At 70.1% G+C, this 13,241-nt stretch carries 13 protein-coding genes and 1 pseudogene; 5 read left to right on the top strand and 9 right to left on the bottom strand.

Annotation, left to right across the window (positions count from 1 at the left end):
- Positions 1 to 231: 231 nt before the first annotated feature.
- On the top strand, positions 232 to 999 hold the full coding sequence (locus LN251_RS10815) for a LuxR C-terminal-related transcriptional regulator (protein ID WP_458244240.1): 768 nt from the start codon (positions 232 to 234) through the stop codon (positions 997 to 999).
- On the opposite strand, the gene LN251_RS10810 is transcribed toward LN251_RS10815, so the two are convergent.
- The gene (locus tag LN251_RS10810; RefSeq protein WP_385240259.1) at positions 958 to 1,455 is read right to left on the bottom strand and encodes a MarR family winged helix-turn-helix transcriptional regulator; all 498 of its coding nucleotides are present in this window, start codon (positions 1,453 to 1,455) and stop codon (positions 958 to 960) included. The genes LN251_RS10815 and LN251_RS10810 overlap by 42 nt on opposite strands.
- Before the next feature lie 89 nt (positions 1,456 to 1,544).
- On the opposite strand from LN251_RS10810, the gene LN251_RS10805 reads away from it, so the two are divergent.
- From LN251_RS10805 to LN251_RS10795, 3 genes are read left to right on the top strand one after another with little or no spacing between them, the layout of a single operon-like run.
- The gene (locus LN251_RS10805; RefSeq protein ID WP_458244239.1) at positions 1,545 to 2,357 is read left to right on the top strand and encodes a trans-aconitate 2-methyltransferase; all 813 of its coding nucleotides are present in this window, start codon (positions 1,545 to 1,547) and stop codon (positions 2,355 to 2,357) included.
- The gene (locus LN251_RS10800) at positions 2,357 to 2,737 is read left to right on the top strand and encodes a VOC family protein (RefSeq protein ID WP_458244238.1); all 381 of its coding nucleotides are present in this window, start codon (positions 2,357 to 2,359) and stop codon (positions 2,735 to 2,737) included. The genes LN251_RS10805 and LN251_RS10800 overlap by 1 nt, the downstream gene beginning before the upstream one ends.
- Before the next feature lie 54 nt (positions 2,738 to 2,791).
- On the top strand, positions 2,792 to 2,965 hold the full coding sequence (locus LN251_RS10795) for a CsbD family protein (RefSeq protein WP_458244237.1): 174 nt from the start codon (positions 2,792 to 2,794) through the stop codon (positions 2,963 to 2,965).
- Positions 2,966 to 3,024: 59 nt separating this feature from the next.
- Here the strand turns inward: LN251_RS10795 and LN251_RS10790 are convergent.
- Both LN251_RS10790 and LN251_RS10785 read right to left on the bottom strand, forming a co-directional pair.
- Positions 3,025 to 3,703: pseudogene (locus tag LN251_RS10790) on the bottom strand (TetR family transcriptional regulator).
- On the bottom strand, positions 3,700 to 4,707 hold the full coding sequence (locus tag LN251_RS10785; RefSeq protein ID WP_458244236.1) for an acyl-CoA desaturase: 1,008 nt from the start codon (positions 4,705 to 4,707) through the stop codon (positions 3,700 to 3,702). The pseudogene LN251_RS10790 and the gene LN251_RS10785 overlap by 4 nt, the downstream one beginning before the upstream one ends.
- A 291-nt stretch (positions 4,708 to 4,998) precedes the next feature.
- Between LN251_RS10785 and ppc the strand changes: the two genes are divergently transcribed.
- Positions 4,999 to 7,731 carry a phosphoenolpyruvate carboxylase gene (gene ppc, locus LN251_RS10780; protein ID WP_458244235.1) on the top strand — a complete coding sequence of 911 codons (2,733 nt, stop codon included), beginning with the start codon at positions 4,999 to 5,001 and terminating at the stop codon, positions 7,729 to 7,731.
- A gap of 66 nt (positions 7,732 to 7,797) precedes the next feature.
- On the opposite strand, the gene LN251_RS10775 is transcribed toward ppc, so the two are convergent.
- The 6 genes from LN251_RS10775 to glmU all read right to left on the bottom strand — a co-directional run bounded on the left by LN251_RS10775 (position 7,798) and on the right by glmU (position 13,152).
- On the bottom strand, positions 7,798 to 8,490 hold the full coding sequence (locus LN251_RS10775; RefSeq protein ID WP_458244234.1) for an LPXTG cell wall anchor domain-containing protein: 693 nt from the start codon (positions 8,488 to 8,490) through the stop codon (positions 7,798 to 7,800).
- A gap of 136 nt (positions 8,491 to 8,626) precedes the next feature.
- Entirely contained in the window at positions 8,627 to 9,142 is a 516-nt protein-coding gene (locus tag LN251_RS10770) for a hypothetical protein (protein ID WP_458244233.1), read from the bottom strand.
- Between the two features lie 42 nt (positions 9,143 to 9,184).
- Positions 9,185 to 9,787: an aminoacyl-tRNA hydrolase gene (pth, locus tag LN251_RS10765; RefSeq protein WP_458244232.1), complete on the bottom strand. Its 603-nt coding sequence runs from the start codon at positions 9,785 to 9,787 to the stop codon at positions 9,185 to 9,187.
- A gap of 70 nt (positions 9,788 to 9,857) precedes the next feature.
- Entirely contained in the window at positions 9,858 to 10,454 is a 597-nt protein-coding gene (locus LN251_RS10760) for a 50S ribosomal protein L25/general stress protein Ctc (RefSeq protein ID WP_458244231.1), read from the bottom strand.
- A 193-nt stretch (positions 10,455 to 10,647) separates the two neighbouring features.
- Entirely contained in the window at positions 10,648 to 11,628 is a 981-nt protein-coding gene (locus LN251_RS10755) for a ribose-phosphate diphosphokinase (RefSeq protein ID WP_458244230.1), read from the bottom strand.
- A gap of 75 nt (positions 11,629 to 11,703) precedes the next feature.
- Positions 11,704 to 13,152 carry a bifunctional UDP-N-acetylglucosamine diphosphorylase/glucosamine-1-phosphate N-acetyltransferase GlmU gene (glmU, locus tag LN251_RS10750; RefSeq protein WP_458244229.1) on the bottom strand — a complete coding sequence of 483 codons (1,449 nt, stop codon included), beginning with the start codon at positions 13,150 to 13,152 and terminating at the stop codon, positions 11,704 to 11,706.
- Between the last annotated feature and the right edge of the window lie 89 nt (positions 13,153 to 13,241).

The raw sequence follows: 13,241 nt of genomic DNA, 5'->3' as shown, positions 1-13,241 counted from the left end.
CAAATAACCTTCCCCTCCCGGCCCCCAGCCGTACCCTGATGAGCAGCACCGGTGGGGGCCGGTGCCGATCAGGGGGCGAGACAGTCGGGTACGACACCCGAAGTGGGGGTAGCAGTTTCCGCACGGCGGCGGCCGTGCCGGGCCATCGCGCCGGGCGTCGTACCCGCGCCCGTACCGTCTCCCGAACAAAGGGGTCCCCTGCTCTTCAAAGAGCCTGGGGAAGGGGGTTTCGTGGTTCGCATCCGAGTCCTGGTCGTCGACGACCACCGGATCTTCGCCGAGTCGCTCGCCGCAGCCCTTGCGGCCGAGCCCGACGTCGACGTCTCCGCGGCGGGCAGCGGTCCCGCCGCGCTGCGCAGCCTGGAGCGGGCGGCGGCCGAGGGGCGCCGCTTCGACGTGCTGCTCGTCGACGCCGACCTGGGCGGCAACCTGCCCGGCGTGCGGCCCGCCGTGCCCGTGCAGGAGGTGGGGGAGGACGGTCTCGTCGACGGGATCTCGTTGGTCGCCGGGGTGCGCACCGCGCAGCCGGGCGTACGGATCGTCGTCCTCGCCGAGAAGGACGATCCGCGGCGCGCCGCGCTCGCCCTGCAGGCCGGGGCCTCGGGCTGGGTCGCCAAGGACTGCTCGCTGTCGAGACTCCTGAGCGTCATCCGGGGCGTCCTGCGCGACGAGACCCATCTGCCGCCCGCCCTGCTCACGGGCGTGCTCAGGGAGCTGACGGCGGCGCGCAAGCACCGCACCGAGAGCGAGCGGCTGGTGGAGTCCCTCACGCCGAGGGAGCGCGAGGTGCTGCGCTGCATGGTGGCCGGGCTCGGCCGCAAGGCGGTCGCCGAGCGGCTGTTCCTCTCCCCGCACACCGTGCGCACCCATATGCAGAACGTCCTGGGCAAGCTGGGCGTGCACAGCACGCTGGCCGCCGTCGCCCTGGCCCGCCGGGCCGGCGTCGGGCCGGTGGACCTAGCCGGGGATGTTGTCGAACGGGGCGGTCAGCTGGCGTAGCAGCCCGGCGAGTTCACCGCGCTGGGCGCGGGAGAGCTCGGCGAGGATCGCCCGCTCCTGGTCGAGCAGGCCGGCCAGGGCCTGGTCCGCGCGGTCCTGGCCCTCGGCCGTCAGCCGCACCAGCACACCGCGCCGGTCGCTGGGGTCCGGCAACCGCTCCACCAGGCCCTTCTTCGTGAGCCGGTCGATGCGGTTGGTCATCGTGCCGGAGGTGACCAGGGTCTGCGTCAGCAGCTGCCCGGGCGAGAGCTGGTACGGCGTCCCCGCGCGCCGGAGCGCGGTCAGCACGTCGAACTCCCAGGGCTCCAGGCTGTGCTCGGCGAACGCCAGCCTGCGGGCCCGGTCCAGGTGCCTGGCCAGTCTGCTCACCCGGCTGAGCACCTCGAGCGGTTCCACGTCGAGGTCCGGGCGCTCCCGGCGCCACGCAGCGACCAGCCGATCGACCTCGTCCTCCATGGCGATCAGTGTAGTGGTTGTGTCGACGTGAAGTCTCTTGATGTCGAGCCTCTTGACATCAAGAGAAGATGGCGGGGAAGGTGGCATGCATGAGCAGCCCCGCCTGGGATCCCGCCCAGTACCTCCGCCACGCCGGCCACCGCGCCCGCCCCTTCACCGACCTCCTCGCGCGCGTGCCGGACCCGCCGTCCACCGCGCCGGCCGTCGCGGACCTCGGCTGCGGCCCCGGCAACGTCACCGTCCTGCTCGCCGAACGCTGGCCCACCGCGCACATCACCGGCTACGACAACTCGCCCGAGATGCTCGACCGGGCCGTCACCGAGCACGCGGGACCCACACCGGGCGGCGGGCGCCTCGACTTCGCCCCCGCCGACGTCCGCACCTGGGCGCCCGAACGGCCGTACGACCTGATCGTCAGCAACGCCACCCTGCAGTGGGTCCCCGGGCACGCGGAGCGGTTCGGCGAGTGGATCGCGGGGCTCGCCCCGGGCGGCACCTTCGCCTTCCAGGTGCCCGGCAACTTCTCCGCCCCCAGCCACCGGCTGATGCGCGAGATCGCCCGCTCCCCCCGCTTCGAAGACCGCCTCGCCGACCTCCTGCGGCACGACGACGCCGTCCTCGCCCCCGAGACCTACCTGGAGCGGCTGACCTCCCTGGGCTGTGCGGCCGACGTGTGGGAGACGACCTACCTGCATCTGCTGACCGGCGAGGACCCGGTGCTGGACTGGGTGAAGGGGACCGGCCTGCGGCCCGTCCTGACCGCTCTCGCCGACGACCCCGAGGCCCGCGAGGACTTCCTCGCCGAGTACCGCGCGGCCCTGCGCGCGGCCTACCCGGCCACCGCCCACGGCACCCCGTTCCCCTTCCGCCGCATCTTCGCCGTCGCCCGCAAGGAGGCCTGATGCTCACCGCCGTCGACCACGTCCAGCTCGCCGCCCCCGCCGGCTCCGAGGACCTGCTGCGCGCCTACTACACGGACGTCCTCGGCATGACCGAGGTCCCCAAGCCGCCGGTGCTCGCCGCGCGCGGCGGCTGCTGGTTCCAGGCCGGTGCCGTCCAGCTGCACCTGGGGGTGGAGGAGAACTTCCGGCCCGCGAGGAAGGCGCATCCCGGGCTGCGGGTCACCGGCATCGAGGCGTACGCCGCCCGGCTGGAGGCCAAGGGGGCGCAGGTCGTGTGGGACGGGAACCTGCCGGGGCACCGGCGCTTCTACTCCGAGGACCCGGTGGGCAACCGGCTGGAGTTCCTGGAGCCCGACGGGGACGTTTGCCCGGCCCCCTGAGGGTTACCAGGTGTGTCAAGGAATGACGTCTCGCGTCACTGGGAGTGATGACTGATGGCCGGCGATCAGAAGGCCAAGGGCAAGACGGAACAGGCCAAGGGCAAGGTCAAGGAGACGGTGGGCCGCGCCGTCGGCAACGAGAGCATGGAGGCCGAGGGCCGCGCCGAGCAGTCCAAGGGCGACGCCCGCCAGGCCAAGGAGAAGGCCAAGGACGTCTTCAAGCACTGATCAGCGCAGACCTGCGCTGACGCGCACCCGTCGGGAGCGTCGCTCCCGACGGGTGCGCGTCAGCTCTTGCGGTGCCCGATGAGCCGCGGCTTCTGCTCCAGCCCGTCCAGCCCGTGCCACGCCAGGTTCACCAGGTGGGCCGCGACCTCCGCCTTCTTCGGGCGGCGCACGTCCAGCCACCACTGACCGGTCAGCGCCACCATGCCGACCAGGGCCTGCGCGTACAGGGGGGCGAGCTTGGGGTCGAAGCCGCGGCTCTTGAACTCCCGCCCCAGGATGTCCTCCACCTGGGTGGCGATGTCCGAGATCAGCGAGGCGAAGGTGCCCGTCGACTGCGGGATGGGGGAGTCGCGGACCAGGATGCGGAAGCCGTCCGTGTACTCCTCGATGTAGTCCAGCAGCGCGAACGCGGGCCTGCTCGCACAGCTCACGCGGATGACCGGCGGTCAGCGAACCGGTCACCATGTCCAGCAGCCGCCGCATCTCACGGTCCACCACCACCGCGTACAGCCCCTCCTTGCCGCCGAAGTGCTCGTAGACCACCGGCTTGGACACCCCGGCCTTCGCCGCGATCTCCTCCACCGACGTGCCCTCGAAGCCCTTCGCGGCGAACAGGGTGCGTCCGATCTCCAGCAGCTGCTGACGGCGCTCGGCGCCGGTCATGCGGGTGCGCCGCGCGCGCCGCGGCTTGTCGGTGCTCTCGGTGCTGCTGGAGTCGGTCGCCACGGCGTCAATCATGCCGTCTCGGCGGTCGCCTTCCGGCGCCGAGACCCTTCTTCGCCGGTGTTACGGCGTGAATCGATACGTGAGCGTGACGGCCAGCGCACGTCGTACGCCCAGCCGAACGCCTCGAACCAGCGGATCAGACGGGCACTGGAGTCCAGCTGCCCGCGCTGCACACCGTGCCGCGCCGAGGTCGGGTCGGCGTGGTGCAGGTTGTGCCAGGACTCGCCGCACGACAGCACGGCCAGCCACCACACGTTGCCCGAACGGTCCCGCGACTTGAACGGCCGCTTGCCGACCGCGTGACAGATCGAGTTGATCGACCAGGTGACGTGGTGCAGCAGAGCCACCCGAACGAGTGAGCCCCAGAAGAACCCCGTGAACGCGCCCCACCACGACCAGGTGACCAGACCGCCGATCAGCGGCGGCAGGGCCAGCGACAGCATCGTCCAGAACACGAACTGGCGGGAGATCGCGCGGATGGCCGGGTCCTTGATCAGATCCGGCGCGTACTTGTCCTGCGGGGTCTGCTCCTCGTCGAACATCCAGGCGATGTGCGCCCACCACAGGCCCTTGATCAGTGCCGGGAGCGTCTCCCCGAAACGCCACGGGGAGTGCGGGTCGCCCTCCGCGTCGGAGAACTTGTGGTGCTTGCGGTGGTCCGCCACCCAGCGGACCAGCGGGCCCTCGACCGCCATCGACCCCATGATCGCCAGGGCGATCCGCAGGGGCCGCTTGGCCTTGAAGGAACCGTGCGTGAAATAGCGGTGAAAACCGATGGTGATGCCGTGGCAGCCCAGGTAGTAGAAGAAGACCAGCAGACCGAGGTCCAGCCAGCTCACCCCCCAGCCCCACGCCAGCGGAACCGCGGCAAGCAGCGCGAGGAAGGGCACGGTGATGAACAGCAGCAGGGTGATCTGCTCGATCGACCGCTTCTGCTCACCGCCCAGCGTGGCCGAGGGAGTTGCGGTGTCGGTCCCCTTCGGGGCGTCTGGGAGCACATCGGAGCTCGTGGTCATGGGCGTCCCCTGTGGGGTCGAGGGTTGAGAAAGATGCCGGGCGGCGAAAAACGTGCACGCCTTCCTACGGTTCCGTAACCTACGGCGTCGTAAGTATGGCAGCGCGTCGCCCGGCGGCAAGAGCCCGAGAGTCTGCGCGTCCGCATGGACACCTATCCTTGGAGTCGGTCGGACAGCGCGGTCCGCTCTGATTCCTTCCCGGATGTCAGGGCCGTACGCGGCGCCCGCCGCGCGGTCCCGGCCGCCGGGTTCCCTCCCAGACGAGCTTCAACACTGCAAGGAGCCGCACCTGTGAGCAGTGCCGACGACCAGACCACGACGACCAGCACCGAGCTGCGCGCCGACATCCGCCGGCTGGGCGACCTTCTGGGCGAGACCCTCGTCCGCCAGGAGGGCCCCGAGCTTCTGGAACTCGTCGAAAAGGTCCGCCGCCTCACGCGCGAGGACGGAGAGGCCGCCGCCGAACTGCTGCGCGGCACCGAACTGGAGACCGCGGCCAAGCTGGTCCGCGCCTTCTCCACCTACTTCCACCTGGCCAACGTCACCGAACAGGTGCACCGCGGCCGCGAGCTGCGCGCCCGCCGCGCCGCCGAGGGCGGCCTGCTGGCCCGCACCGCCGACCGCCTCAAGGACGCCGACCCCGAGCACCTGCGGCAGACGGTCGCCCACCTCAACGTCCGCCCGGTCTTCACCGCCCACCCCACCGAGGCCGCCCGCCGCTCGGTCCTCAACAAGCTGCGGCGCATCGCCGCACTCCTGGAGACCCCGGTCATCGCCTCCGACCGGCGCCGTCTCGACACCCGGCTGGCCGAGAACATCGACCTGGTGTGGCAGACCGACGAACTGCGCGTCGTACGGCCCGAGCCCGCCGACGAGGCCCGCAACGCCATCTACTACCTCGACGAACTCCACGCCGGCGCCGTCGGCGACGTCCTCGAGGACCTGACGGCCGAGCTGGAACGCGTCGGCCTGAAGCTGCCCGACGACAGCCGGCCCCTGACCTTCGGCACCTGGATCGGCGGCGACCGCGACGGCAACCCGAACGTCACCCCCCAGGTCACCTGGGACGTCCTCATCCTCCAGCACGAGCACGGCATCAACGACGCCCTGGAGATGATCGACGAGCTGCGCGGCTTCCTGTCCAACTCCATCCGCTACACCGGCGCCACCGAGGAACTGCTGCAGTCCCTCCAGGCCGACCTCGACCGCCTCCCCGAGATCAGCCCCCGCTACAAGCGCCTCAACGCCGAGGAGCCCTACCGCCTCAAGGCCACCTGCATCCGGCAGAAGCTGGAGAACACCAAGCAGCGCCTCGCCAAGGGCACCCCGCACGAGGACGGCCGCGACTACCTCGGCACCTCCCAGCTGCTCGCCGACCTCACCCTCGTGCAGAACTCCCTGCGCGCCCACCGCGGCGACCTCTTCGCCGACGGCCGCATGGACCGCACCATCCGCACGCTGGCCGCCTTCGGCCTCCAGCTCGCCACCATGGACGTCCGCGAACACGCCGACGCCCACCACCACGCCCTCGGCCAGCTCTTCGACCGCCTCGGCGAGGAGTCCTGGCGGTACGTCGACATGCCCCGCGAGTACCGCGCCCGGCTGCTCGCCAAGGAACTGCGCTCCAGAAGGCCGCTCGCCCCGACCCCGGCACCCGTCGACGCCGCCGGCGCCAAGACCCTCGGCGTGTTCGAGACGATCAAGCGGGCCCTCGCCGTCTTCGGACCCGAGGTCATCGAGTCGTACATCATCTCCATGTGCCAGGGCGCCGACGACGTCTTCGCCGCCGCCGTCCTCGCCCGCGAGGCCGGCCTGATCGACCTGCACGCCGGCTGGGCGAAGATCGGCATCGTCCCGCTGCTGGAGACCACCGACGAGCTCAAGGCCGCCGACACGATCCTGGAGGACATGCTCTCCGACCCGTCCTACCGGCGCCTGGTGGCGCTGCGCGGCGACGTCCAGGAGGTCATGCTCGGCTACTCCGACTCCTCCAAGTTCGGCGGCATCACCACCTCGCAGTGGGAGATCCACCGCGCCCAGCGCCGGCTGCGCGACGTCGCCCACCGCTACGGCGTGCGCCTGCGCCTCTTCCACGGCCGCGGCGGCACCGTCGGCCGCGGCGGCGGCCCCTCCCACGACGCGATCCTCGCCCAGCCCTGGGGCACCCTGGAGGGCGAGATCAAGGTCACCGAACAGGGCGAGGTCATCTCCGACAAGTACCTCATCCCCTCCCTGGCCCGGGAGAACCTGGAACTGACGGTCGCGGCCACCCTGCAGGCCTCCGCCCTGCACACCGCGCCCCGCCAGTCCGACGAGGCCCTCGCCCGCTGGGACGCGGCCATGGACGTCGTCTCGGACGCCGCCCACGCCGCCTACCGCCGCCTCGTCGAGGACCCGGACCTGCCGACGTACTTCCTCGCGTCGACGCCGGTGGACCAGCTCGCCGACCTGCACCTGGGCTCCCGGCCCTCCCGCCGCCCCGGCTCGGGCGTCTCGCTCGACGGCCTGCGCGCCATCCCGTGGGTCTTCGGCTGGACCCAGTCCCGCCAGATCGTCCCCGGCTGGTTCGGCGTCGGCTCCGGCCTGAAGGCGCTGCGCGAGGCCGGACTGGACACCGTGCTCGACGAGATGCACGAGCAGTGGCACTTCTTCCGCAACTTCATCTCCAACGTCGAGATGACGCTCGCCAAGACCGATCTCAGGATCGCCGCCCACTACGTGGACACCCTCGTCCCGGACGAGCTCAAGCACGTCTTCGACACCATCCGCGCCGAACACGAACTGACCGTCCGCGAGGTCCTGCGGGTGACCGGCGAGAACGAACTCCTCGACGCCACCCCGGTCCTGAAGCAGACCTTCGCCATCCGCGACGCCTACCTGGACCCCATCTCCTACCTCCAGGTGGCCCTCCTCAAGCGGCAGCGTGACGCCGCCGCCGCAGGCGAGGAAGCAGACCCGCTGCTCTCCCGCGCCCTGCTCCTCACCGTCAACGGTGTGGCGGCAGGCCTGCGCAACACCGGCTGAGCCACGCAGAAACGGCGGTGCCCCCGAGTGTCGTACTCGGGGGCACCGCCGTTTCTGCGTGGGACGTCAGGCCCGGCGCCGCCGGACCACCAGGTAACCGCCGGCCGCCACCAGCGCCGCCGCGAGGCCCGACAGCAGCCCGACCGGCGCGCCGTTGCCCGTCTCGGCCAGGTCGCCCGAGCCGCTGCCCTGCGCGGACGGCGACGAGGACGCGGACACGCCCCCGGACGACGACGCGCTCGGGGAGGCGGAGGAGCCGGCCGAGGGCGAGGCGGACGCGGACGCCGAGGCGGAATCCGACGCCGACGGGGATGCCGACGAGGACGGGGTGGAACCGCCGCCGCCGTTGTCCTTGCAGTCCGTCCAGAACACCTTGTGCTTCGCGGCACCCTTCTCGCCGTCGAAGTTCCAGAACAGCTTGTAGTGCCCGTCGGGCAGCGACAGGTCCTCGGTACGGCCGTGGCCCTTCGCGTCGAGCGTGATCGCGCCCGTCTTCACCGTCTCGCCCTTGCTGTTGGCGGTCGGCGCCCAGGCCTCGATGTGCCAGTCGACCTTCTGGACACGGTCGAAACCGAAGGCGTCCAGGTAGAACGTGCAGACGTGCGGCTCGTTGCGGTTGAGCTCCTCGCCGGTCTTGGCGTCGTGGATCTTCACCGTCCCGTTGTCCCCGGGAGCGGTGGCATGGGCGGCGACGGGCGCGGAGAACAGCGCGGCCGCGGCGACGGCGGACAGAGCGCCGGCGCGAGAGAGGGTACGCATGGGGCAAATCCATCTTCGAGTGGTGGACGGGAAGATGTGGAGGGGGCGGCTCAGCATCCAGTCCCACCTGACCCAAGGTCAATCACGAACAGACAACGCTTACGTGCTCCACAGGCATGGAGAACGCGAAAAGACCTCACATCGTCACGAAAGCCGCCGTGAGCAAGGCCACACCCGACCCCGCCAGCACCCACGCCACCCGCGTCCGCCGCAGCCCCCCGGCCACCACCACCGACGCCAGCAACAACGCCCCGCCCAGCGGAACCCACGCGTACAGCACCCCGGCCGGCCCCGACCGCACCACCTCGTCGCCGCCGGGCAGCACCACCACCGTGTACGACCGCCCCTTCCGCACGGCGGCCGTCCTCTCGATGACCATCCGCGGATGCGCCGGCGCACCCTGAGCCAACGGCGTGAACGGCCCCGTACAGGCCCGCCCGTCGCACCGCGTCACCTCGATCGTGCCGCGCTCGCGCCCCTTGGTGAGCATCACGTACGGAGCGGTCCGCCACGACCCCCACACCCCGGCGACGACGATCAGCACCGCCACCACGCCCATCACCGCCACCCGCCCGAACCGCAACGCGGAACCGGAGACCTGACGGGCCTGACGGGAGGACGGGGCGGCAGTGGCGGGCATGGCCGGGATCATTGGCCATGCCTGAACGCCCGGTCAACTCGGACGGGGGACAAGTCAGGAGTTGTACGTGCTTTGCGCCCGCTCCAGCCCCTCGATCACCAGGGCCTCCACCGCGTCCGCCGCCCGGTCCACGAAGTAGTCCAGCTCCTTGCGCTCCGCGGAGGAGAAGTCCTTCAGCACGAAGTCCGCGACCTGCATACGACCCGGCGGCCGCCCGATCCCGAACCGCACCCGGTGATAGTCCGCCCCGAACGCCTTCGTCATCGACTTCAGCCCGTTGTGCCCGTTGTCCCCACCACCGAGCTTCAGCCGCAACGTGCCGTAGTCGATGTCCAGTTCGTCATGGACGGCCACGACGTTCGCGACGGGCACCTTGTAGAAGTCCCGCAGAGCGTTGACCGGACCACCCGACAGATTCATGTACGACGTCGGCTTGACCAGGATCACCCGGCGGCCCGCCGGCCCCGGAGGACCGATCCGCCCCTCCACGACCTGGGCCTGCGCCTTGCCCGCCCGCTTGAACTTCCCCCCGATCCGCTCGGCCAGCAGATCGGCCACCATGAAACCCACGTTGTGCCGGTTGCCGGCGTACTCCGGCCCCGGATTGCCGAGCCCGACGACCAGCCAGGGGGCGTTGGAGGGGGTGGTCACGTCCATGTCTCCTCGATACGCGCCAGCCGCTGCCCCGTACGGGAACAGCGGCTGACGAAACGACGATCCGTTCGGATCAGGCCTCGGCGACGGCCTCTTCGCCCTCGGACTCCTCGCCCTCGGACTCCTCCGCCTGCGCGGCCAGGACCTGAAGGACGACCGCGTCCTCCTCGACGGCCAGCGTGGTGCCGTTCGGCAGCGTGATGTCCTTGGCGAGGACGGAGGCACCGGCCTCCAGGCCCTCGACGGAGACCGTCACGGACTCGGGGATGTGCGTGGCCTCGGCCTCGACCGGCAGCGCGTTCAGGACGTGCTCCAGCAGGTTGCCGCCCGGGGCCAGCTCGCCCTCGGTGTGGACCGGGATCTCGACCGTGACCTTCTCGCCACGCTTGACCAGCTGCAGGTCGACGTGCTCCAGGAAGCCCTTGATCGCGTCACGCTGAACGGCCTTCGGAATCGCCAGCTCGCTGCTCTTGCCGTCGATGTCCAGGGAGATCAGGACGTTCGGCGTACGCAGCGCCAGCAGCAGGTCGTGGCCCGGAAGGGTCAGGTGCAGCGGGTCAGAGCCGTGGCCGTACAGCACACCGGGAACCTTGTTGTCACGGCGGATACGGCGGGCGGCACCCTTGCCGAACTCGGTGCGCGTCTCGACGCTCAGCTTCACCTCGGACATGCGGATCACTCCTCGTACAGGTAGATACGGACGTGGTCACCCGGCCACGAACGGCCTGCTACGAAGAGCGCGTCGATAACGGACCGCCGAACCCCTGGAAAACGGGAACGGCCTCCCTCGCCGAGCAACTGGAGCAGTCTACTCAGCAAGGAAGGCCGGAGAAAAATCGATCATGCAGAAGCGTTTTTACAGCTCACTGCTCGTCGAACAGGCTCGTCACCGAACCGTCCTCGAACACCTCACGCACCGCACTCGCGATCGTCGGCGCGATCGACAGCACCGTGATCTTGTCCAGCTCCCGGTTCAGCTCACCCGGCGTCGGCAGCGTGTTCGTGAACACGAACTCACTCACCCGCGAGTTCTTCAACCGGTCCGCCGCCGGACCCGACAGCACACCGTGCGTCGCCGTCACGATGACGTCCTCCGCACCATGCGCGAACAGGGCGTCCGCCGCCGCGCAGATCGTGCCACCCGTGTCGATCATGTCGTCCACCAGCACACAGACCCGGCCCTTGACCTCACCCACGACCTCGTGGACGGTCACCTGGTTCGCCACGTCCTTGTCACGCCGCTTGTGCACGATCGCCAGCGGCGCACCCAGCCGGTCGCACCAGCGGTCCGCAACCCGCACCCGACCCGCGTCCGGCGAGACCACCGTCAGTTTGTCCTTGTCGACCTTCCGGCCCACGTAGTCCGCCAGCAGCGGCAGCGCGAACAGGTGGTCCACCGGACCGTCGAAGAAGCCCTGGATCTGGTCCGTGTGCAGATCCACGGTCAGAATCCGGTCCGCACCCGCCGTCTTCATCAGATCGGCGATCAGCCGCGCCGAGATCGGCTCACGGCCACGGTGCTTCTTGTCCTGCCGCGCATAGCCGTAGAACGGCACGATCACCGTGATCGACCGCGCCGAAGCCCGCTTCAACGCGTCGATCATGATCAACTGCTCCATGATCCACTTGTTGATCGGAGCCGTGTGGCTCTGGATCAGGAAGCAGTCCGCACCACGAGCCGACTCCTGGTACCGCACATAGATCTCGCCATTGGCGAAGTCGAAGGCCTTCGTCGGGACGACCCCGACACCCAGCTGCTCGGCGACCTCCTCGGCAAGCTCGGGGTGGGCGCGGCCGGAGAAGAACATCATCTTCTTCTCGCCGGTCGTCTTGATCCCGGTCACAGCTGTCTCCTCAGAGGTATCTCAACTGGGTGTGCACTTATCACGGTACGCCGTGTCGAAGGCGTCCGTTTCCGGTCAGTCTTCGCTCTCGACCTGCCGAGACGCCGCCTCGGCCGCCTTCGCCGCCGCGCTGCCCGGACGCTTACGAGCCACCCAACCCTCGATATTCCGCTGCTGACCACGGGCCACGGCCAGCGAACCGGGCGGCACATCCTTCGTGATCACGGACCCGGCGGCGGTGTACGCACCGTCCCCGACCGTGACAGGAGCCACAAACATATTGTCCGAGCCGGTACGACAATGCGACCCGACGGTGGTGTGGTGCTTCTCCTGCCCGTCGTAGTTCACGAACACGCTGGCAGCACCGATGTTCGTGTACTCACCGATCGTCGCGTCGCCCACGTACGAGAGGTGAGGCACCTTCGTACCCTCACCGATCACGGCGTTCTTGGTCTCCACATACGTACCGATCTTGCCCTTCGCACCCAGCCGCGTCCCCGGCCGCAGATACGCGAACGGCCCCACGGTCGCCTCCGGCCCCACCTCCGCACCGTCCGCCACCGTGTTGTCCACCCGCGCCCCGGCACCCACCCGCGTGTCCCGCAGCCGGCTGTTCGGCCCCACCTCCGCGCCCTCGCCCAGATGCGTGGAACCGTGCAACTGCGTCCCCGGATGCACCACCGCGTCCTGCTCGAACGTCACGGTGACATCCACCCACGTCGTCGCCGGATCGACCACCGTCACACCGGCCAGCATCGCCCGCGTCAGCAGCCGGTCGTTCAGGATCCGCCGCGCCTCGCTCAGCTGCACACGGTTGTTGATGCCCGCGATCTCCCGGTGATCGCCCGCCACACAGGCCCCCACCCGGTGACCCGCCTCCCGCAGGATGCCGAGCACGTCCGTCAGATACTCCTCGCCCTGACTGTTGTCCGTACGGACCTTCTTCAGCGCGCCGAAGAGCAGCTGACCGTCGAACGCGAAGACACCCGAGTTGATCTCACGGATCGCCCGCTGGCCCTCGGAGGCGTCCTTGTGCTCCACGATCCCGGTGACGGCACCCGTGGCCGCGTCCCGCACGATCCGGCCGTAACCGCTCGCGTCCGGCACCTCGGCGGTCAGCACCGTCACCGCGTTGCCGTCGGCGGCATGCGTCGCGGCGAGCCGCCGCAACGTCTCACCGCTCAGCAGCGGAGTGTCCCCGCACACGACGACCACCGTGCCGTCCACACCGCCGCCGAGCGACTCCAGCGCGATCCGCACGGCGTGACCGGTGCCGTTCTGCTCCGCCTGCACCGCGGTGCGTACGCCGGGGTCGATCTCGCCGAGGTGCGCGGCCACCTTCTCCCGCGCGTGCCCGACGACGACCACCAGGTTCTCGGGGTCCAACTCACGGGCGGCGGCGAGCACATGGCCGACGAGGCTGCGGCCGCAGATCTCGTGCAGGACCTTCGGTGTGGCCGACTTCATACGGGTGCCCTCACCCGCTGCGAGAACGACGACGGCTGCCGGGCGAATGGCGCTCACGGGGTGGCCCTTCGGCTGTGGAGGAGGTGGGGACATCCGAAGGATACCGGGGCGTTTCCTGGGTGACATGAGAGCGGGCCCTGGCGGTG

The organism is Streptomyces sp. MAI_2237 (assembly GCF_054189285.1).
This window is presented reverse-complemented; position numbering and strand designations above follow the sequence as displayed.